The 21,432-nt window shown below is 53.1% G+C and carries 17 protein-coding genes; all 17 read left to right on the top strand.

Going from position 1 to position 21,432, the window contains the following annotated elements; translation table 11 throughout:
• Positions 1 to 82: 82 nt before the first annotated feature.
• The 17 genes from NSS83_RS10970 to spoVE all read left to right on the top strand — a co-directional run bounded on the left by NSS83_RS10970 (position 83) and on the right by spoVE (position 21,429).
• Complete coding sequence (locus NSS83_RS10970; protein ID WP_341184453.1) at positions 83 to 1,801, top strand: peptide ABC transporter substrate-binding protein; 1,719 nt, start codon at positions 83 to 85, stop codon at positions 1,799 to 1,801.
• Positions 1,802 to 2,026: 225 nt separating this feature from the next.
• Complete coding sequence (locus NSS83_RS10965) at positions 2,027 to 2,959, top strand: ABC transporter permease (RefSeq protein WP_076076346.1); 933 nt, start codon at positions 2,027 to 2,029, stop codon at positions 2,957 to 2,959.
• A 3-nt stretch (positions 2,960 to 2,962) separates the two neighbouring features.
• Positions 2,963 to 3,910 carry an ABC transporter permease gene (locus NSS83_RS10960; RefSeq protein WP_341184454.1) on the top strand — a complete coding sequence of 316 codons (948 nt, stop codon included), beginning with the start codon at positions 2,963 to 2,965 and terminating at the stop codon, positions 3,908 to 3,910.
• A gap of 294 nt (positions 3,911 to 4,204) precedes the next feature.
• Positions 4,205 to 4,477 carry a hypothetical protein gene (locus NSS83_RS10955; RefSeq protein ID WP_341184455.1) on the top strand — a complete coding sequence of 91 codons (273 nt, stop codon included), beginning with the start codon at positions 4,205 to 4,207 and terminating at the stop codon, positions 4,475 to 4,477.
• 8 nt (positions 4,478 to 4,485) lie between these two features.
• A complete protein-coding gene (locus NSS83_RS10950) occupies positions 4,486 to 5,406 on the top strand; it encodes an ATP-binding cassette domain-containing protein (protein WP_341151112.1) in 921 nt (306 codons plus the stop codon).
• A gap of 195 nt (positions 5,407 to 5,601) precedes the next feature.
• Positions 5,602 to 7,233, top strand: a complete 1,632-nt coding sequence (gene bshC, locus NSS83_RS10945; protein ID WP_341184456.1) for a bacillithiol biosynthesis cysteine-adding enzyme BshC — start codon at positions 5,602 to 5,604, stop codon at positions 7,231 to 7,233.
• A 25-nt stretch (positions 7,234 to 7,258) separates the two neighbouring features.
• A complete protein-coding gene (locus NSS83_RS10940; RefSeq protein WP_341184457.1) occupies positions 7,259 to 8,530 on the top strand; it encodes an adenosylhomocysteinase in 1,272 nt (423 codons plus the stop codon).
• 209 nt (positions 8,531 to 8,739) lie between these two features.
• Positions 8,740 to 9,177, top strand: coding sequence for a division/cell wall cluster transcriptional repressor MraZ (gene mraZ, locus NSS83_RS10935; protein WP_036690220.1), 438 nt, complete (start codon positions 8,740 to 8,742; stop codon positions 9,175 to 9,177).
• Positions 9,178 to 9,216: 39 nt separating this feature from the next.
• Complete coding sequence (gene rsmH / locus NSS83_RS10930) at positions 9,217 to 10,170, top strand: 16S rRNA (cytosine(1402)-N(4))-methyltransferase RsmH (protein ID WP_341184458.1); 954 nt, start codon at positions 9,217 to 9,219, stop codon at positions 10,168 to 10,170.
• Positions 10,171 to 10,193: 23 nt separating this feature from the next.
• Positions 10,194 to 10,592 (top strand): hypothetical protein, encoded by a 399-nt coding sequence (locus tag NSS83_RS10925; RefSeq protein WP_341184459.1) that lies wholly within the window; start codon positions 10,194 to 10,196, stop codon positions 10,590 to 10,592.
• Between the two features lie 42 nt (positions 10,593 to 10,634).
• A complete protein-coding gene (locus tag NSS83_RS10920) occupies positions 10,635 to 12,866 on the top strand; it encodes a penicillin-binding transpeptidase domain-containing protein (RefSeq protein WP_341184460.1) in 2,232 nt (743 codons plus the stop codon).
• 90 nt (positions 12,867 to 12,956) lie between these two features.
• Positions 12,957 to 14,885, top strand: coding sequence for a stage V sporulation protein D (locus NSS83_RS10915; protein WP_341185229.1), 1,929 nt, complete (start codon positions 12,957 to 12,959; stop codon positions 14,883 to 14,885).
• 94 nt (positions 14,886 to 14,979) lie between these two features.
• Positions 14,980 to 16,467 carry a UDP-N-acetylmuramoyl-L-alanyl-D-glutamate--2,6-diaminopimelate ligase gene (locus NSS83_RS10910; protein ID WP_341348253.1) on the top strand — a complete coding sequence of 496 codons (1,488 nt, stop codon included), beginning with the start codon at positions 14,980 to 14,982 and terminating at the stop codon, positions 16,465 to 16,467.
• Positions 16,467 to 17,876 (top strand): UDP-N-acetylmuramoyl-tripeptide--D-alanyl-D-alanine ligase, encoded by a 1,410-nt coding sequence (gene murF, locus NSS83_RS10905; protein WP_341185230.1) that lies wholly within the window; start codon positions 16,467 to 16,469, stop codon positions 17,874 to 17,876. Before NSS83_RS10910 ends, murF begins: the two co-directional genes overlap by 1 nt.
• A 15-nt stretch (positions 17,877 to 17,891) precedes the next feature.
• Entirely contained in the window at positions 17,892 to 18,857 is a 966-nt protein-coding gene (gene mraY, locus NSS83_RS10900) for a phospho-N-acetylmuramoyl-pentapeptide-transferase (RefSeq protein WP_341184462.1), read from the top strand.
• Between the two features lie 3 nt (positions 18,858 to 18,860).
• Positions 18,861 to 20,282 (top strand): UDP-N-acetylmuramoyl-L-alanine--D-glutamate ligase, encoded by a 1,422-nt coding sequence (gene murD, locus NSS83_RS10895; RefSeq protein ID WP_341348252.1) that lies wholly within the window; start codon positions 18,861 to 18,863, stop codon positions 20,280 to 20,282.
• Between the two features lie 49 nt (positions 20,283 to 20,331).
• Positions 20,332 to 21,429 carry a stage V sporulation protein E gene (spoVE, locus tag NSS83_RS10890; protein WP_036724276.1) on the top strand — a complete coding sequence of 366 codons (1,098 nt, stop codon included), beginning with the start codon at positions 20,332 to 20,334 and terminating at the stop codon, positions 21,427 to 21,429.
• Positions 21,430 to 21,432 lie beyond the last annotated feature (3 nt).

Genomic DNA, 21,432 nt, shown 5'->3' with positions numbered 1-21,432 from the left:
AAAATATTGCTCTAGATTTTTTTGACCACTGGTTGTATAATCATAAACCATATACCACATTCTATTTAGGGGGAACTGCTAGATGAAGAAGAGTAAAAGTCTATTGCTCATGATCGCAATAGTTCTGGTGATCGGCACAGTGCTTGCTGGCTGCGGCGGAAACAAGAACAATGCGAACAGCGGCACCAATGCAGCGGCGACGACTGCACCAGAGGGCAGCACGAACACAGGAACAACAGGTGACGAGAAGCTGGCTGCTGACCAGACACTTAGAGTCAACCTGACTGCAGAACCACCTACGTTTAACCCTGCACAAGCTCAGGACAGCCAAGCCAACACCGTCCTGAAAACTATGTATGAAGGCCTGACCCGTATGAATGATGAAACTGGCCAAGCTGAGCCGGGTATTGCTGAAAAGTGGGATATTTCCGCTGACGGACTGGTATATACGTTCCACCTGCGTGATGCACAGTGGAGCAACGGTGACCCTGTAGAAGCTGCTGACTTCGTTCGCGCATGGAAAATCGTGCTCGATCCTAACACAGATCCTACTGCACCTTACGCTTATCAATTGTACTACCTGAAGAATGCTGAAGAATATTATGGAAAGAAAATTACAGATTTCAGTCAAGTGGGCGTAAAAGCTGTAGATGCGAAAACTCTTGAAGTTACGCTGAAAGCACCAACTCCTTACTTCCTTGGACTTCTGTCCTTCTATACTTATTACCCTGTACACAAATCCGTTGAGGGTAATGCTAAATGGGCTACAAGCAAAGACACTATGATCACTAACGGCGCGTTCACACTGACTGAGTGGACTACCGGCCAATCCCTGCAAGTTAGCAAGAACGATAAATACTGGGATGCTGCCAACATCAAGCTGGCGAAAATCGACTTCTCCCTGGTTAACAGTGGAGCAACTGAACTCTTGAGCTACAAGAACGGCGAGCTTGACCGCGCTGGTGCACCTCACGGTGAAATCCCGCAAGAACAAGTACCAATCGTACAGAAAGAGTTCCCTAAAGAATTCCAGAGAAAAGGTATCGCAAGTACCTACTACTATGAATTCAACATCACTGAAAAACCGTTTGACAATGTAAAAATCCGTAAAGCTCTTGCAATGTCTATTAACCGTCAATCGCTGATTGACAACGTAGCACAGGGCGGACAGCTTCCAGCCTTCGGGTATGTACCTCCAGGTATCGCGGGCGCTGACGGTGAATACCGTACTGCAGTTAAAGACGACTACTTCAAAGAAGATATTGAAGGAGCCAAAGCATTGCTGAAAGAAGGTCTGGCTGAAGAAGGTCTGACTGAGCTGCCACCAATTGAATTGTCTTACAACACAAGTGAAGGCCACAAGAAAATCGCTTTGGCTGTAGCTGATATGTGGAAACAGGCTCTGGGTATCACTGTAAACACTGTGAACCAGGAGTGGGCAGTATTCATCGACAACCGCCAGAACCTGAACTACCAGATCGCACGTGCCGGCTGGACTGCGGATTACAATGATCCAATGACCTTCCTGGATATGTGGGTAACAGGCGGCGGTAACAATGATACTGGTTACGCTAACCCTGAATATGACAAGCTGATTAACGAAGCCAAAACAAGCTCTGACCTGGCAAAGCGCCAAGAATTGTTTGCACAGGCTGAGAAAATGATCATTCAGGATGACATGATCCTGATTCCATTCTACTACTACACTAACAACTCCCTGACTAAAGAGTACCTCAAAGGTGTAACTCTTGACTTCAGCGGTGCAATTGACTTCACTCGCGCTTACCTGCTCGAGCACTAAGAATGACAGAACCTTCAGCTTATATAACTGAATAGTGATAGTCTGAAGGGAACTTTACACTTCGGGATATATATGTGGAATTCCATATATATCCCTTTTTTTTGCATTTCAGGCTTTTTGTTAAACATTTCACGAACTTACAAAATAAGAAATTAGACAAATGGCCATTTTTTTCATAAAATCTAATTATGTGTCTCAAAAAAGTTAAAGGAGGTGTTGATGGGGATGGTTCGTTATATTGCCAATAAGTTTTTCTATATGGTTGTCTCGCTATTTGTGCTGATTTCAGCGACCTTTTTTCTGATGAAAGCTATTCCGGGGGACCCGTTTACTTCTGAAAAGAAGGTTCCACCAGAAATAAAAGCGCGTTTATACGAGCAATATGGATTGGACAAGCCGCTCTATCATCAGTATTTCAAGTATTTGGGTGAAATTGCCCAAGGTGATCTGGGTGTATCCATGAAGCGTCTGAATCAGGATGTAACACACTTGATCGGCCAGACATTCTCGGCGTCTCTGAAGCTGGGGCTTATCGCAATTCTCGTGTCGGTTATTGTCGGAGTCTTCCTCGGCATGATGGCGGCACTCTATCACCGCAAGTTTATTGACAGTGCAGCAATGGTGCTGGCGGTGCTGGGGATTGCGGTTCCGAGCTTTGTAGTCGCCTCGCTGCTGCAATATGTGTTTGCTTACAAGTTCCACATGTTCCCGGTCTCCGGGTTCAAAGGGCCGATGTATTATGTCTTGCCGGTAACCGCGTTATCAGCGCAGCCTATAGCCTTCATAGCGAGGCTGACGCGCTCCAGTATGCTGGAGGTCCTGCATGCAGATTACATCAAGACGGCTAAGGCCAAAGGCCTAAGCTGGGCAGCTATCTTGAGCCGTCACGTGCTGCGTAACGGAATTCTGCCGGTGGTAACCTATATGGGACCTATGACAGCTAACATCGTAACCGGTTCTGTCGTAATTGAGCAGATTTTCGGTGTCGGGGGGATCGGCAAGCAATTTGTCGAAGCGATAGGTGTCCGCGATTATACCGTTATTATGGGGATTACGATCTTCTATGGTGTACTTCTTATGGTAGCACGGTTTATTACTGACATTGCTTATGTGTTTATAGATCCGCGTATCAAACTATCTGGCGGAAAGGAGGGCTAACGAGTGGCTTTTGACAAAAATTTGGTATCGCAGGATGCGAACCTGAAACCGGAAGATTTCCGTAAGGTCGGAATTGATGAACGGCAGGCTGAAGTCATTCAGCGCGAAAGTCTGTCCGCCTGGCGGGATTCCTGGGAGCGTCTGCGCCAGAATAAAATGGCAATGACCGCGCTGGGGGTTCTTGGACTGATCGTACTGGCTGCAATTTTTGCGCCGTTCTTCTCAAAGTTCAATTACTACTCTAATGATTTGCTCAACACGAATAAGCCCCCATCATCCGCTCACTGGTTTGGTACAGATGATCTGGGACGCGATATCTTTGTCCGTACCTGGTACGGTGCACGAATCTCGCTGATTGTCGGCCTTGCCGCTGCTGCCATTGACCTTTTCATCGGGGTTATCTACGGCGGAATCATGGGTTACTTCGGTGGCCGTGTAGACAATATCATGAATAAGATTTCTGAAATTCTGTACTCCATTCCATATCTGCTGGTAGTAATCCTGTTGCTGGTTGTACTTGAACCAAGTCTGGGTACCATTATCCTGGCGCTAACGATAACGGGCTGGATTACGATGTCCTGGATTGTGCGCGGCGAGATTATGCAGCTTAAGAACCGTGAATTCGTATTGGCTTCACGTTCGATGGGTGCAGGGTCCAAGCGGCTGTTGTTCAAGCATCTTTTGCCGAATGCTGTAGGACCCATTATTGTAACGATTACGCTGTCCGTACCAAATGCCATCTTTGCCGAAGCGTTCCTGAGCTTCCTCGGTCTTGGTGTACAGGCTCCGGTCGCTTCACTCGGATCGATGATCAATGACTCATTGACCGGTTGGATGTATTATCCGTGGCGGTTCCTGTTCCCGGCGATTCTTATCAGTTTAACGATGCTTTCCTTTAATATTTTTGGTGACGGCCTGCGTGATGCGCTTGACCCTAAGCTGAAAAAATAGGAAATAAATAATGATGGAACCCATGCGGCAAAGATATTGGCATGATATTTCAAGACCCGATGACTTCTTTGAACCCAATGATCCAAGTGGGCAAACAGATAACCGAAGTTTTGATCTAACATCAGAATATATCAGCGGCCGAAGCGAATAATCAAGCTATTGAAATGCTGAGGGTAGTGAGCATTATGAATGCGGAGGCTCGCTTTAACCAATATCCCCAAGAAATCTCCGGCGATGTGGAACATTCGCTTGGGACCTCCATCATCCTGATTACACATTCCTGGCGTAATTGCCGTGAGATGTGACCGGGTTATCGTAGTACACCAAGGGTATTGTGCGGCTGGTGCCGCAGCTTACCCGAAGAAGGGCGGGCAGGTGATTCCGATCACTTTAGCTTCCCCGGATCTGATTAAGCCGCCGGTCGGTTATCCGTTCACAGCGCGCTGCAGGGAAGCAGTGCTTCTTGTGAAGGAATGGATTGATCCCGGCATCACAGAGTTCAGTGATACGCTTATGGCGCACTGCTGGAATCTGCATTCGATGGCCAAGGAGGTGCAGTTCGTTTGAGTAAGAATCTGAGCAAGAATCTGATTGAAGTAGAAGGCCTTAAGAAATATTTCAATGTGGGCAAAGGAAGAGTTCTTAAGGCAGTTGATAATATTAGCTTCTCCATCCGCGAAGGTGAAACCCTGGGAATGGTAGGGGAGTCCGGCTGCGGCAAGACTACTGCAGGCCGTACAGTTCTCCGCTTGTATGAGCCGACTGCAGGCAGCGTGAAATACAATGGTACGGATATCTACAAACTGTCCGGCAGCAAGATGAAGACGATGCGCCGTGATATGCAAATGATCTTCCAGGACCCGTATGCCTCGCTTAACCCGCGGTTCACGGTGTCTGACATTATCGGTGAAGCGCTGGACATTCATGGTCTGGCCGGAAGCCGCCAGGAACGCAAGAAGCGGATTGAAGAGCTGCTGGATATGGTTGGCCTTAACCATGATCACGCTACCCGTTATCCGCATGAATTCTCCGGTGGTCAACGTCAGCGTATCGGGATTGCCCGCTCGCTTGCCGTGAACCCTAAGTTCATCGTCTGCGATGAGCCGATCTCGGCACTCGATGTATCCATCCAGGCGCAGGTCGTTAACCTCCTCAAGGAGCTGCAGGACCGTCTTGGACTTACTTATCTCTTCATCGCGCATGACTTGTCCATGGTTAAGCATATCAGTGACCGTGTGGCCGTTATGTACCTGGGCAAAATGGTAGAACTGGCGGAAAGCGAAGAGTTGTACGCTAATCCGATCCATCCGTATACCAAATCCCTGCTCTCGGCGATTCCGGTTCCGGACCCAGAGATTGAAGCGAACAAAAAACGCATTCATCTGCATGATGAGCTGGGCAGCCCGATTTATGCGGCCGGCGAGAAAACAAATGACAGTGATTATGAACTGGTTGAGGTGTCCAAGGGACATTTCGTAGCCAAACAATTTGCCTAAACTTAAAATCGCAGGCGGAAGCGTAGGCGGGAGCATTCAGCTCTCGCCTATTCTTTCGATTTACGGATATCCTTCCTAAGGATGGCGTATATTACTTTGACGCCACACCCAACATTGGATACAATCATAAAGGGTTTACCGGTTTATGAATTACATATAGCAGCAGGTTATTGCAGAACAAGGAGGCCATTATCGATGAATGTTGTACCGGAACCACTGCCGGGCGGATCTGCGCTCGCCAGTGACTATATACATCAATACGAAACAGTAGGACATTTGTATGGCGGGGACTTCCGCAGCCCGGAGAGCCGTGCAGACCGTGCAGCGTGGCTTGATCGTACTGGAAGCCTGCGGGCAGACCGCGCAGAGGTTGTCTCATACCTGCGCAGCTACAATAGCAAGCATAATTCCAATGAGGCCGTTGTCCGTTCGCTTGAATTGCTGGAACAGCCTGAGACCCTGGTAGTGACAGGCGGACAGCAGAGCGGCTTGTTCACAGGCCCTCTATTCGTGGTCTATAAGGCCATTACTACCATTCAGGCAGCCAGGGAGGCAGCGGCCCAGCTTGGCCGGCCTGTCGTTCCGCTGTTCTGGATTGCGGGTGAGGACCATGACTGGGATGAGGTCAATCATACCTATGTGCTGAACCGGAGCGGCGAAATTACCCGGATCAAGCTGGATAAAGGCGAAGGGCCCCGGTCCTCGGTCAGCGAGATTAAGGTGGATGCCGAGAGCTGGCTTCAGGCAGTTGCGCAGCTGGACGGCTTATTACAGGACAGTGAATTCAAACCGCAGCTGATGGAGCTGGTTACGGCTGCATCTACGGGCGCCGGGAATATGACGGAGGCGTTCGCCAAGCTGATGGGATCTTTGTTCGGCAAATTCGGACTGATTCTGCTGGATTCTGCCGATCCTGCCCTGCGCAGGCTGGAAGCGCCCATGTTCGCTTCCATGATTGAGCGGAATGATGAGCTGGAGGCAGCTTATCTTGCAGCAGCTGAACGGATTACGGCCAGCGGATATGAGCTTCAGGCCGATGTGACGCCCGGCAATGCGAATCTTTTCTATATTCATGAGGGTGCAAGGCTTCTGCTCCATAAGGCGGAGGGACGGTTCGCAGACCGGAAAGCTACTGTCTCCTTCTCCCGTTCTGAGCTGCTGGAGCTACTGAAGAGCCATCCCGAACGGTTCAGCAACAATGTGCTAACCCGCCCGCTGATGCAGGACTATGTACTTCCTGTACTTGCTACGGTGCTAGGACAAGGGGAAATGGCTTACTGGGCGATTCCGCATCAAGCCTTCAGGGTGCTGGACGGACAGATGCCGCTGATTATTCCGCGCATGTCTTTTACAGTCATTGAGGGAACGCTTCGCAAGCATATGGATAAATACGGCTTGTCCTTCACAAATGTGCAGGCGGGTCTGGATGATAAACGTAAGGCGTGGCTAAGCGCTCAGGATGAGCTGAAGCTCGAAGACAAATTCGAAGAGATTAAGACAGTATTCTCCGGGATGTATGAGCCGCTGATCGAACAGCTTGGCAGTATTCAGGCAGGACTGCTGAAGCTGGGCAGCAATAATAAGGATAAGATTATTGACCAGATCTCCTTCCTGCAGGGCAAAGCTCTGGATGCAATGGAGAAGCAGAATGAGGCTGCACTTCGCCAGTGGGAACGGATTGAGCTGTCGCTAATGCCGCTGGGTAAGCTGCAGGAGCGGGTCTACAATATGATGTATTATCTGAACCGCTACGGGCTGGAATGGCTGGAGGAATTGATGGCTGTGCCTGCTGACTACAGCGGAACACACCGTATTATTTATATGTAAGCAAATTATTCTAGGGGGTCCTACCATGAGTTCATTATCCAAGCAAAACAGTATTGTTGCCGATATGTCGCTTGCACCCGAGGGGCATCTCAAAATCGACTGGGTTCGCCAGCATATGCCGGTACTGAACCGTATCCGTGAGCAGTTCGAAGCCGAGCAGCCGTTCAAGGGGCTCAAGGTATCGATCACCCTTCACCTGGAAGCCAAGACCGCTTATCTGGCCAAGGTAGTGCAGGCAGGCGGCGCTGAGGTAACAATTACAGGCTCCAACCCGTTATCTACGCAGGACGATGTGTGTGCTGCACTCGTTGAGGATGGCATTACCGTATTTGCCAAGTACAATCCTTCCCCGGAAGAGTTCAAGGCACTGAATATCCGGGCACTGGAGAGCAAGCCGGATCTGATTATCGACGACGGCGGCGATTTCGCCACCCTGCTGCACTCCGAGCGCCCCGATCTGATGGAGAATATCCGCGGGGGAGCTGAGGAGACAACCACAGGTATTATCCGCCTGAAGGCGCTCCAGAAGCAGGGCATGCTGAAATTCCCGATGGTGGCGGTAAATGACGCTTATTGCAAATATTTGTTCGATAACCGTTACGGCACAGGACAGTCGGCATGGGACGGCATTGTCCGGACCACCAACCTGATTGTCGCCGGCAAAACCGTGGTTGTGGTGGGCTACGGCTGGTGCGGTAAAGGTGTAGCGATGCGGGCCAAGGGACTCGGAGCGAACGTAATTGTTACGGAAGTGGATGCGATCAAGGCGGTAGAGGCACATATGGACGGATTCCATGTCATGCCGATGCTGGAAGCGGCGAAGCAAGGAGACTTTTTCGTGACTGTTACCGGGAACCGGTACGTCATTCGCGGTGAGCATTATGATGTGATGAAGGATGGCGCGATTCTCTGCAATGCCGGGCATTTCGATGTGGAGGTCAACAAGCCGGAGCTGGCTGAGCGCTCAGTGTCCCAGCGGACGGTGCGCAAGAACATCGAAGAATATCAGCTGAAGGACGGACGCAAGCTGTATCTCCTGGCTGAAGGACGTTTGGTGAACCTGGGCGCAGCCGATGGTCATCCGGCAGAGATTATGGATACCACCTTCGCACTCCAGGCCCTGTCCCTTAAATATGTGAATGACAATTATAAGAGCATTGGCGTCAAAGTGGAGAATGTACCTTATGTGCTGGATGAGCAGGTAGCGCGTTACAAGCTGGAAAGTCTGGGGATATCCATCGACAGCCTGACACAGGCGCAAGTGGAGTATCTGGACAGCTGGAATCTGAACGACTAAGGATATGGATCTGCACGAGCCCGGAGCCAATCACATTGGCCCGGGCTTTTGCGTGTCCGCAGGGGATGCAAGAATAGCCTCTTGACAAATAAGAAAAAATTACCTTGCTCCGGAAAAAGGTTTTTGATTTTTAATGGCGAATCTATTATGCTTAGGTGGTGAAAAGTGGGGCAAAGTGGGGAATCGGGATTCAGAGGTGGGGAATGAGCATGTTCATGGGGGAATACCAGCACAGCATTGACGATAAAGGCCGGATCATTATCCCGGCCAAGTTCCGTGATATGCTCGGAACCTCCTTCGTGGCGACCCGCGGCCTGGACTCCTGCCTGTTTGTTTATCCCATGGAAGAATGGGGAATCATGGAGCAAAAGCTTAAAAGCCTTTCACTGATGAAATCGGATGCCCGTGCCTTCAGCCGCTTTTTTTTCTCGGGAGCAACTGAGTGTGTATGGGACAAGCAAGGCAGGGTGAATCTGCCGGGGAATCTGCGGCAATATGCCAAGCTGGACAAGGACTGTGTTATTCTGGGCGTTTCGAACCGGGTGGAGATCTGGAACAAGGAGCTATGGGAGCAGTACTTCGAACAGTCAGAGGAATCGTTCAACGAAATCGCCGAGAAATTGGTGGATTTCAATTTTGATCTATAAAACATAACATTTCGAATTACTGCCTTGGAGGGATGCAGCTTGTTTCACCACATCACGGTACTAAAAGAAGAAGCGACAGAAGGGCTGCACATCAAGAAGGATGGCCTATATGTAGATTGTACGCTCGGGGGAGCCGGGCACAGCGCCCTTATCGCATCCAAGCTTAGCGGCACTGGACGGCTGATCTGTCTGGATCAGGATGACTGGGCGCTGAACAACGCGAAAGAGAGATTGTCCGAATACGGCGACAAGGTGGTAACCGTCAAGACCAACTTCCGCGATCTGGAGCAGGTGTTGAAGGAACTGCCGTTTGTTCCGCAGAAGGACGGAGTTCCTCAGGTAGACGGGATTCTCTTTGATCTGGGGGTATCCTCTCCGCAGTTTGATGAAGGGGAACGAGGCTTCAGCTACAACCATGACGCCCCGCTGGATATGCGGATGGACCAGTCGGCACAGCTGAGTGCGGCAGATATCATCAATACCTGGAGCGAGCAGGACATTGCCAGGGTGCTTTTCCAGTATGGAGAAGAGAAATTCTCACGGCGGATTGCCCGGAAGATTGTAGAGCGCAGGGAAGAACGCCCGGTAGAGACCACCGGAGAGCTGGCCGAGCTAATCAAGGAAGGCATTCCTGCGGCGGCAAGAAGGACCGGCGGACATCCGGCTAAGCGGAGTTTTCAGGGGCTGCGGATTGCCGTCAATGATGAGCTGGGTGCTTTTGAGGAAGGGCTGCATGCGGCTGTGCGCTGTCTGGCGCCTGAGGGAAGGGTATCCGTTATTACCTTTCACTCGCTGGAGGACCGGATCTGCAAGCAGATTTTCAGCAGCTACTTAAGCCGTTGCACTTGTCCGCCTGACCTTCCGTACTGCGTGTGCGGTGCTGAAGGCACCCTGAAGCTGATCAACCGCAAGCCTATTGTGCCGGGGGAAGAAGAGCTGGAGCTTAACTCGCGTGCCCGTTCAGCCAAGCTGCGTATCGCAGAGAAATTGTAGATGACGATAAAGGAGAATCAGAGATGGCTTATACCCGCGGAAATTTAGCAGTTCAACCTAAGAGAAAACAAGAGGCAAACCCGCTGTACCGTGAGAAAACGAAAGTTGTCACCAGGCGCAGAGTGCTGCCGCTGCAGGAGAAGCTTTTGTACATGCTGACACTGGGAGCCTTTATTCTGGTAGCAGCCTCCCTGATCTGGCGTTACGTCCATATTTACGATTTGAATATGCAGGCCCAGAAGCTGGACAGCGAGATCGCGAAGAGCAAAAAGCAAATTGCCACGTTCAAAATGGAGAAGCAGACGCTGGAGCAGATGATTGTCCCGCGGGCGAAGGAATTGGGCTTTGTGGTCCCTTCTGAGGAATCTACTATCTATGTTCCGCTTAGCAGCCAGGCTACTGACAAAGCCGGTAAAAAATAGCGATGAACGGCAATCGCAATAATAGAGGTTGTGAGGTACCTTATGGTTAAGAGAATCAAACTTCGCACGCTGTTTATAGGAGGGTGTATTACCCTCTTTTTTCTTGTTTTAGTTGCCAGAGTATTCTGGATTCAGGTTCTGCAAGGCAAGGAGTGGCAGGAGACCGCGGCTAAGCAGTGGGCCCATACTTCAACCATCAAGGCCGTCCGCGGGGTGATCGAAGACCGTAACGGCAATGTTCTGGCCAGTGATGTGCCTGCCTACACGGTGGTGGTTAACCCTGAGGTCATTGCCGAGAAAAAAATCGGCGAAGAGGTGATTCAAGGCCTGCATGAGCTGCTGAACAAACCGGCGGATGAGCTGAAGAAGCTGGTGGAGGCGAAGGATAAAGACGGGAAATATCTGAAGAACCGTGAGATTCGTAATGAAGGCTGGAAAATCGATGAGGAAATGAAGGATAAAGTGACGGCTTTCGTTGAGAAGCTCAAGAAGGAGCATGATACGCTGGAAACCGGTGTCGGACTCGTCAGAGAGCAGAAGCGCTATTATCCGAAGGGTTCGCTCGCTGCGCATATTCTGGGTTACACCGACAGGGATGGCAAAGCGGCCATGGGACTGGAAAAGTATCTGGACAAACAGCTCTCCGGTACGGACGGCGAGTTGAACTACCAGAGTGACGGCAAGGGCATCAAGCTGCCCGATTCGAAGGATACATTCCAGCCTGTGGTGAATGGAAGCAACTACAAGCTGACGATTGACAGCACGATTCAGTTCTATATTGAAGAGGCTATGAAAAAGGCGTATGCGGAGTATAAGCCGAAGTCAATCAGTGTCATTGCGGCCGACCCGAAGACGATGGAGATTCTGGGTCTGGCGAATATGCCTACTTTTAACCCGAATGAATACTATGATCTTAATCAGGATGCAGCCGGCTTCTATAACCATGCTATTATGACGAGATTCGAGCCGGGTTCTACGTTCAAGATTGTACCGCTGGCGGGTGCCGTGCAGGAGAAGCTGTTCAATCCGAATGCCACCTTCCAGTCCGGTTCTGTCCGGATCAAGGGATACAGCAAGCCAATCTATGATATGAACAGAGCCGGTTACGGAACGATTAGTTTCCTTGAAGGGGTTAAGCGGTCGAGTAACGTTGCGTTCGTAAAGCTTGGCTATGAGATGCTGGGCAAGGAGAAGCTGCTGCAGTATATCACAGATTTCGGGTTCACGGAAAAGACAGGCATTGACCTCCCGGGAGAGGTTACGGGAATTGTCAACCCTGATCCAAGCAGGGCGGTAGAGAATGCGACGCTTGCCTATGGACACGGGAAGCTGCTGGTGACCCCGATTCAGCAACTCACAGCCGTCGCAGCCATTGCGAACGGCGGCAAGCTGCTGGTGCCGCATGTAGTGAAGGAGGTTACCGATCCGAACACCGGCAAGACCACAGTTACTCAGCCTGAGGTTGTACGGCAGGTACTCTCCGAAGCAAGTGCAAGAGAGACGAGCAGCTATCTGGAGCAGGTAGTGGCAGATCAGCAGCACGGAACCGGCCGGCATGCTTACATTGAGGGATATCGCGTGGCCGGCAAGACAGGTACGGCGATTAAGCCAGACGGTAAGGGCGGGTATGACCGCGACAAGGTTCGCTCCTCCTTCCTTGGCTATGCACCGGCTAATGACCCGAAGATCGCAGTCTTCGTCATCATTGACGAGCCTGCTGATGCGGCCGGTGGCGGCGCTGCTGCGGGTCCGGTCTTCAAGGATATCGTCTCCCAGGCGCTTCCTTATATGGGCGTGCCCAAAGCAGGCGATGTCACAGGCCCTGCTGACAAGAAGACGGTGAAAGCCGAGGCTGTGGTCCAGCGCAAAGCGCCGGATCTGACCGGCAAGACGGTGAAAGCGGCAAGACAGCTGCTCATTAATCAGGGCTTTGATTTCGAAGCTGTGGGCCAAGGGGCGGATGTAGTCAGCCAGTACCCTGAGAAGGGCACCGCACTGACCGCCGGGCAGCGCATCTATCTGTTAAGTGAGCAGGGAGAGAATGTGACGCTTCCGGATCTGCGCGGGCAGTCACTGCGCGATGCGCTGGAGATTCTGAACCTGCTGAAGGTGGGGATCTCCGTCAATGGAGAAGGTTATGTCACAGAGCAGACGCAGACCAAGAATAAAGGTAAAACCCAGGTTGCGCTGACGCTTAGCCCGCTTAATGAGTATGGCGAGAATATACCTGTTGCCTTAGCCGGTGATGCCGATAAGGATGAAGCTGCTAAGTAGCAAACATATAGGCTTGTTCTAACCCCTGTTTGTCCCGAATAGTCATGAAGGTAAGAGATCATGTCTATGAACGAAAGCGGGGAGAACAGAGTGAAGGTATCAAAAGTCGTTAGCCGGCGGAGAATGCTGTGGACGCTGCTGGGACTGGCCGTGTTGTTCGGCGCGCTGGCTGTGCGTCTTGCCTATGTACAGTTAACCCAAGGCGAGAAGCTGAGCGAGAAGGCCGAGGATTTATGGCGGCGGAATATCCCCTTCACCGCCAAACGCGGCGAGATTCTGGACAGGGAGGGTGTGGCGCTGGCTTATAACATCAGCTCACCGACGATTTATGCCATTCCTGTACAGGTGAAAGAGAAGGAACAGACCGCGAAGCAGCTAGCTCCGCTGCTCGGCATGACCGAGGAGAAGCTAACCCAGCTGCTGACCCAAAAGAAGGCCTCAGTGAAACTGCAGCCCGGCGGCCGCAAAATTACGATGGAGCTTGCCGCGAGCATCCGTAATTTGCAGCTGCCGGGCATCGTTGTCGCTGAGGACAACAAACGGTATTATCCCTTCGGGGATCTGGCCGCACATATTCTGGGCTTCACCGGAATCGACAATCAGGGGATTACCGGAATTGAGAGCATCTATGATAAGCTGCTTCAGGGGAGCGCGGGCAATATCTCCTATCTCTCCGATGCGGGAGGCCGGCTGATGCCCGGGTCCTCCGAGAAGTACACGCAGCCGCAGGATGGACTTAGCCTGCAGCTGACCATCGACAAGCAGATTCAATCCATTATGGAACGCGAGCTGGATCAGGCCATGGTGAAATATCAGGCGCAGGGCGCCTGGTCTATTGCCATGGACCCCCGCAATGGCGAAATTCTGGCGATGGCGAGCCGGCCGGGGTATGAGCCGGGGAGCTACCAGGAATACGATGCTGAGGTATATAACCGTAATCTTCCGATCTGGATGACGTATGAGCCAGGTTCCACCTTCAAGATCATCACGCTGGCTGCGGCATTGGAGGAGGGGAAGGTAGATCTGCAGCATGAGCATTTTTTCGATCCGGGTTACATTGAAGTCGGCGGTGCTAAGCTGCGCTGCTGGAAGAAGGGCGGTCACGGAAGTCAGACCTTCCTTGAAGTGGTCGAGAACTCCTGCAACCCGGGGTTCGTTGCCTTGGGGCAGCGTCTGGGTAAGGATACGCTGTTCAAGTACATCCGTGATTTCGGCTTCGGGAGCAAGACAGGCATCGATCTGAACGGTGAAGCGAATGGAATTCTGTTCAAGCCCGCCCAGGTTGGTCCGGTGGAGCTGGCGACCACGGCATTCGGCCAGGGGGTGTCCGTCACGCCGATTCAGCAGATTGCTGCGGTATCGGCAGCCATCAACGGCGGCAAGCTGTATACTCCGCATGTGGCCAAAGCCTGGATTAACCCGGATACCGGGAACGTTGTCTCTGAGACCGAGCCGGAGGAAGTGCGGCAGGTGATCTCGGAGGAGACCTCGAAGAAAGTGCGGGCTGCCCTTGAGAGCGTAGTTGCCAAAGGCACAGGCCGGCCGGCATTTATTGACGGCTACCGTGTGGGCGGCAAGACAGGGACAGCACAGAAGGTAATCAACGGCCGTTATTCTCCTACAGAGCATATCGTATCCTTTATCGGCTTTGCGCCGGCGGATGATCCGCAGATCGTAGTCTATACGGCAGTCGATAACCCGAAGGGAATTCAATTCGGGGGTGTAGTTGCCGCTCCGATTGTCCAGAATATTCTTGAGGATTCTCTTCTGTATCTGAAGGTTCCGGAGCGTAAGGATCAGCTGCCGAGAACCTATAAATACGGAGAGACTCCCATAGTGACGGTCCCTGATCTTACGGGGGCAACTGTTCAGGATATCTATGAGGATCTGAATATGAATTTCATGCTGGTCCGTTCCGGCACCGGCAACACCGTGATCAATCAGGCTCCTAAGCCTGGGGCAAGAGTGCAGCAGGGCTCCACCATCCGGATTTACATGGGAACGCCAAGTGAGCCTTAAGCTTTGTTATATACTGAAAAACTTACAGGTACAATTTATTAAGATGGATAATTTACCCAAAATATAAGGATTTTATGCAGAGTGAGGGATAGGTATGTTAATTAAAGAACTCTCTTCTTGTCTGGCGGCTGCCCGTCTATACGGGGACGGAGACATAGAAATTTCGGATTTGCAGGCCGATTCACGCAAGGTGGGTCCGGGCGATTTGTTCATCTGTCTGCCCGGACATACAGTGGACGGACATGATTACGCACCTCAGGCTGCCGCCAAAGGCGCGGCTGCTCTGGTCTGCGAACGGAAGCTGGACATTGACCTGCCGCAGATCGTGGTGGATGACTGCCGGTATGCCATGTCAGTGCTGTCCAATGCCTTCTTCGGTTCACCGAGCAGCCGGATGAAGCTGATCGGCATCACTGGTACCAACGGCAAGACAACCACCACCTATCTAATTGAACGGATCATGCAGGATCATGGGGTGAAGACTGGCCTGATTGGTACGATCCAGATGCGGTATGACGGTCAGAGCTATCCGATGTCCGGTACGACACAGGAATCGCTGGAGCTTCAGCGCAGCCTGAATCAGATGGCGCTTAAGGGTGTACAGTGCTGTGTAATGGAAGTCTCCTCCCATGCGCTCCAGCAGGGCCGGGTAAAGGGGACCGACTACCGCACCGCGATCTTTACGAATTTGACCCAGGATCACCTGGATTACCACCATACGATGGAGGAGTACCGCGCAGTGAAGGGCTTGTTCTTCTCACGGCTCGGCAACGTGATCTCCCCTTGGAAGGAAGAACGCAAATATGCTGTGCTGAATGCCGACGATGAAGCCAGCGCCTATTTTGCCGCCCAGACCGCAGCGGAGGTCATTACATATGGTATCGACAAGGCTGCCAATGTCCGGGCATCGCAAATATCGATCACCGCCAAAGGAACTTTTTTCCACGTGGAGACGTTTAAGGGTGAGACGGATATTTCGCTTCGCATGGTCGGCAAGTTCAACGTCTATAATGCGCTTGCGGCTATTACAGCCGCACTGCTTGAGGATGTGCCGCTTGCGGACATCAAGGCCAGCCTGGAGTCGGTTGCCGGCGTGGACGGCCGTGTCGAATCGGTCGATGCCGGGCAGGATTTCGCAGTCATCGTTGACTATGCGCATACGCCAGACGGTCTGGAGAATGTGCTGAAGGCGGTATGTGAATTTGCAGCAGGTAAGGTCCTCACGGTCTTCGGCTGCGGCGGGGACCGCGATACGACCAAACGGCCGCTCATGGGCAAGATTGCTGCGAAATACAGCGACCATGTACTGGTCACCTCTGACAACCCGCGGACGGAGGACCCGCTGCAGATTCTGGCCGATATTGAGGCCGGCCTGCGTGAGGATGGTGTGGAGCGCGGGCGCTATGAGATGATTCCGGACCGGCGGGAAGCCATCACAAAAGCTATTGAAATGGCAAGCCCCGGCGATGTAGTATTGATTGCGGGGAAAGGTCATGAGACCTATCAGCTGATCAAGGGAGTCGTTCATGATTTCGATGACCGCATCGTTGCTAAAGAAGTGATAAGGGGCCGAAGCTATTGATTATTAGAACATTGCATAATGTCGCGGAAATGTGCGGAGGAGAGCTGTCCTCATCCGAAGCTAAGGATATAGAGATTCAGGGAGTCGTAACCGACTCGCGCAAAATATCGGCGGACTGCCTGTTCGTCCCGCTGGTTGGAGAGAACTTCGACGGCCATCACTATGCGGCCGCTTCACTGGCGGCGGGAGCTGCCGCTACCCTCTGGCAGAGGGATAAGGGGCCTGCACCCGCAGGCGGCGGAATTATTCTGGTAGAGGACACTTTAGCGGCACTGCAAAAGCTGTCCTCCGCCTATTTGGCTGAGGTGGCCCCCCAGGTGGTTGCCGTAACGGGAAGCAACGGCAAGACGACAACCAAGGATATGATTACAGCACTGCTGGAAGTGCAGTATAAGGTGCACAAGACCCAAGGGAACTTCAACAATCATATCGGACTGCCGCTTACGATTCTCTCCATGGACAGCGATGTGGAGATCGCTGTGCTGGAGATGGGCATGAGCTCACGGGGAGAGATCGCCCTCTTGTCTCTGCTCGCTTCTCCTGACGTAGCGGTGATTACCAATGTCGGCGAATCCCATCTGCTCCAGCTTGGCTCCCGCAAGGAGATTGCCAGAGCGAAGCTTGAGATTGTGGACGGACTTCAGCCGGGCGGGCTGCTGATCTATAACGGGGATGAGCCGCTGCTTGCCGAGGTTCTGGCAGAGCCAGGCTTCCGCACGCCTGAAGGGCTGCAGACCTTCCGCTTCGGGCAGTCGGCTGACAATGATGATTATCCGACCGGCCTGATGACTCACAGCGGGGGGATGACCTTCACCTCGCGGCGGCATGGGGAGCGGGCCTTTACCCTTCCGCTGCCCGGACAGCACAATGTAATTAATGCGCTTGCTGCGCTTGCAGTGGCGCGTCACTATAAGGTGACGGATGAGAATATGGCAGAAGGACTAAGCGGCCTCAAGCTGACTGGAATGCGGATTGAGGTTGTTCAGGCGGCCAGCGGACTGGTTCTGCTGAATGATGCCTATAATGCCAGTCCCACCTCCATGAGAGCGGCGATTGATGTGCTGCAGTCCATGAAATGCAGCGGCCGCAGAATCGCGGTGCTGGGGGACATGCTGGAACTCGGGCCGGAGGAGCTGGAGTTCCACAGGCAGATCGGCAGCTATCTCGATCCGGCGCTTACGGATATTGTATTCACCTTCGGCCCGCTGTCGGCGCAGCTTGCGGCGGCGGCCTCAGAGCGGTTCGAGGCCGGGCATATCTTTGCTTTTACGGATAAAGAAGCCTTGATCGATGCCTTGAATGCGAAGTGCGGCAATGACGATGTTGTGTTGTTCAAAGCATCCAGAGGGATGCGGCTGGAGGAAGTGCTGAAGCGCTTGAAAGAACATTCTGAAGCGAATGCTAATTAAAGGAGGGGTGTACCCATGGATTATCAATTACTTCTGCTGACTATTGCTGTGTCCTTTATCCTTGCGGTCATTGCCGCTCCGCTGATCATACCGCTGCTGCGCCGGCTTAAGCTGGGGCAGCAGGTTCGTGACGACGGGCCCCAGACCCATCTGAAAAAGGCGGGAACCCCTACCATGGGCGGCGTAATCATCATGGTCGCGTTCACGCTGTCTTTTCTGAAATTCTCGGTCATTAATTCGGATTTCTATGTACTGCTGGCTGCTACGCTGGGCTATGGCCTCATTGGATTCCTGGATGATTATATCAAAATTGTGTTCAAGCGCTCCCTCGGCCTTACGGCGCGGCAGAAGCTGCTGGGCCAGCTGCTGGTCGGCGTCGTGCTCAGCGTTCTGCTGATCTCGGCCGGACATCATACGAATATCAGCGTTCCGGGAACCTCCTTCAGCTTCGACTGGGGCCCCTGGTTCTATTATCCTTTCATTGTGTTGATGATGATGGCGGTCACGAATGCTGTTAACTTCACGGACGGCGTGGATGGTCTGCTGTCAGGCGTAAGCGCGATTGCGCTCGCTGCCTTCGCGGTGGTAGCCATGCAGGCAACCTCGATTGCCGCTGGTGTCTGTGCGGCTGCGATGATTGGCGCAGTGCTTGGCTTTCTCGTATTCAATGCCCATCCTGCCAAGGTGTTCATGGGCGATTTCGGCTCCTTCGGGATCGGCGGGGCGGTTGGCGCGATTGCTATTGTCACCAAGACCGAGCTGCTCTTTGTGGTGATCGGCGGAGTCTTCGTGGTTGAAATGCTGTCCGTAATTATTCAGGTCGCTTCGTTTAAGACACGCGGCAAACGGGTATTCAGAATGAGCCCGATCCATCATCACTTTGAGCTGGGCGGCTGGTCGGAGTGGCGTGTAGTCGTCTCCTTCTGGGCGGTGGGCCTTGTGCTGGCGGCAGCTGGACTATATCTCATCAAGGGGTTGTAACGAATGAAACATCCGGATCTGTACCGTGGTCAAGAGGTGGTTGTCCTAGGGCTCGCTAAAAGCGGCGTCCAGGTGGCCAAGGTGCTGCATGAACACGGCGCTGTGGTGACGGTGAATGATAAAAAGGAAAGAGATCAGAGTCCCGAAGCTTCCGAACTGGAATCTTTGGGAATTTCTGTTATATGCGGCGGGCATCCGGACAGCTTGATCCACGAGGGTGTGGAGCTGGTTGTCAAGAATCCGGGGATTCCCTATTCGGTTGCTCCGGTACAGCAGGCGCTGGAGCTGGGGATTGAAGTGGTGACCGAGGTAGAGGTCGCGTATCACCTCTGCGCTGCCCCGATGATCGGTATCACCGGCTCTAACGGCAAGACGACCACAACGACCTGGGTGGGCCATATGCTGGAGGCAGCGGGGATGCGGCCCATTGTGGCCGGGAACATAGGAACGCCGCTCTCTCAGGCCGCACAGGAGGCTGACGCGGACAACTGGATGGTGGTCGAGCTAAGCAGCTTCCAGCTGAAGGGCACGGAAGCGTTCCGGCCCAAGATTGCTGCCTTGCTGAATGTCGCGGAGACCCACCTGGACTACCATGGAGGCATGGAGGATTATGTAGCCTCCAAATCCAAGCTGTTCGCCAATCAGGGACCGGAGGATACTGCTGTGCTGAACTGGGATGATCCGGTCTGCCGCGAGCTGGTGCCCTATTTGAAGGCGGGCATTCTGCCCTTCTCCATGAACGAGGAGCTGGTGCAGGGCATCTTCGTCCGCCCGTCCTACGTGGCGGACACGGATGACGAGCTGAAGCGGGTCATTATCTACCGCGATTACACCGGGAGCGAGACCGAAATTGCTGATGTCGATTCTATCGGACTTCCCGGCCGCTTCAATGTGGGGAATGCGCTGGCTGCCTGCGGCATTGCTATTGCCGCAGGGACAGACCCGGCGGTGCTGGGCCCGGTGCTGGCTTCCTTCCGCGGGGTGGAGCACAGGCTGGAGTATGTAACAGACAAGGCAGGGGCCGCCTATTATAACAATTCCAAGGCTACCAATTCCAAAGCTACCTCTATGGCGCTGGCTTCCTTCCGGAAGCCGCTCATTCTTATTGCCGGGGGCTTGGACCGCGGCTCGGATTATATGGAGCTGCTGCCTGTCCTCGGGGAGAATGTCAAAGCCTTGGTGGCGCTTGGGCAGACCCGGGACAAGCTGGCGGCTGTAGCCCGGCTGGCAGGAGTAAAGACGGTCATCTCCGTCGATAATGGGGAGAGTGCCGCTGCTGTGCTGGAGCAGGCTGTGCGGGAGGCTTCGGCCCTGGCGGAAGCCGGGGATGTAGTTCTCCTGTCCCCTGCCTGTGCCAGCTGGGATATGTTTACCTCCTATGAGGAGCGCGGGCGTATTTTTAAAGAGGCGGTGCATAACCTTTAAGTAGGGGGGTGGATAAGCCCCTACTACGGATGCAAGAGGTGTGCTCCTGATGAACAAATCCCGTCATGCGCCCGATATCTGGCTGCTGCTTCCGATACTGGCTTTGCTGGCTATCGGTATGGTAATGGTATACAGTGCCGGGTCCGTTCTGGGCTTCCGCAATTATGGCGATTCGTTTTATTTTGTCAAAAGACAGATGCTGTTCGCAGGTCTCGGCCTCATCGCGATGTTCATTACAGCGAACACCGATTATCTGGTGCTGAAAAGGTTCGCCCGGCCGCTCCTGCTCGTGTGCTTCGCCCTGCTGGTGCTGGTGCTGATCCCCGGCATCGGCGTGGTGCGCGGCGGTGCACGCAGCTGGCTCGGCATCAGTTCCTTCGGTATTCAGCCCTCGGAATTCATGAAGATGGGGATGATCCTCTTCCTGGCCAAGTGGCTTGGAACCGAGGAGTATGACATCTCCAGCTTCATGCGCGGGCTGCTTCCGCCGCTTGCGCTGATCGGCTCTGCGTTCGCACTGATTATGCTGCAGCCGGATCTCGGTACAGGCACTGTCATGTTCGGCGCGGCCATGATGATGGTCTTCACAGCGGGGGCGCGGATGAAGCATCTGCTCTCCCTCGGTGCGCTGGGGCTGGCCGGGTTCGCCGGACTCATTGCCGCTGCGCCTTACCGGCTGCAGCGGATTACCGCCTTTCTGGACCCCTGGTCCGATCCGCTGGGTGCGGGTTATCAGATCATCCAGTCACTCTATGCGGTGGGCCCCGGCGGGCTGGGCGGACTGGGCTTCGGGATGAGCCGGCAAAAATACAGCTACGTCCCGGAGCCGCAGACTGATTTTATTTTCTCTATATTGGCCGAGGAGCTGGGGTTCATCGGGGGGCTTGCTGTGCTGCTGCTGTTCCTGCTGCTGATCTGGCGCGGAATGAAGGTAGCCATGAGCCTGCCGGACCGCTTCGGCAGTTATCTTGCTGTAGGCATAGTATGTATGGTCGCGGTTCAGGTGGTCATCAACATCGGTGTGGTGATCGGTCTGATTCCGGTAACCGGCATCACGCTTCCGCTGATCAGCTATGGCGGCTCATCACTCACCCTGATGCTCACAGCTCTTGGCATTCTGCTTAATTTATCCCGTTATGCGAGGTGAAAG

Source organism: Paenibacillus sp. FSL H3-0469 (genome assembly GCF_038051945.1).
GTDB lineage: Bacteria > Bacillota > Bacilli > Paenibacillales > Paenibacillaceae > Paenibacillus_AQ.
This window is presented reverse-complemented; position numbering and strand designations above follow the sequence as displayed.

Excerpts from the sequence above, each read along its gene's own strand:
- NSS83_RS10925 (WP_341184459.1), top strand. The coding sequence starts at position 10,194 with ATGGCTTATACCCGCGGAAATTTAGCAGTTCAACCTAAGAGAAAACAA.
- NSS83_RS10910 (WP_341348253.1), top strand. The coding sequence starts at position 14,980 with ATGTTAATTAAAGAACTCTCTTCTTGTCTGGCGGCTGCCCGTCTATAC.
- NSS83_RS10920 (WP_341184460.1), top strand. The coding sequence starts at position 10,635 with ATGGTTAAGAGAATCAAACTTCGCACGCTGTTTATAGGAGGGTGTATT.
- murD (WP_341348252.1), top strand. The coding sequence starts at position 18,861 with ATGAAACATCCGGATCTGTACCGTGGTCAAGAGGTGGTTGTCCTAGGG.
- NSS83_RS10940 (WP_341184457.1), top strand. The coding sequence starts at position 7,259 with ATGAGTTCATTATCCAAGCAAAACAGTATTGTTGCCGATATGTCGCTT.
- spoVE (WP_036724276.1), top strand. The coding sequence starts at position 20,332 with ATGAACAAATCCCGTCATGCGCCCGATATCTGGCTGCTGCTTCCGATA.
- NSS83_RS10970 (WP_341184453.1), top strand. The coding sequence starts at position 83 with ATGAAGAAGAGTAAAAGTCTATTGCTCATGATCGCAATAGTTCTGGTG.
- mraY (WP_341184462.1), top strand. The coding sequence starts at position 17,892 with ATGGATTATCAATTACTTCTGCTGACTATTGCTGTGTCCTTTATCCTT.
- bshC (WP_341184456.1), top strand. The coding sequence starts at position 5,602 with ATGAATGTTGTACCGGAACCACTGCCGGGCGGATCTGCGCTCGCCAGT.
- mraZ (WP_036690220.1), top strand. The coding sequence starts at position 8,740 with ATGTTCATGGGGGAATACCAGCACAGCATTGACGATAAAGGCCGGATC.
- NSS83_RS10965 (WP_076076346.1), top strand. The coding sequence starts at position 2,027 with ATGGTTCGTTATATTGCCAATAAGTTTTTCTATATGGTTGTCTCGCTA.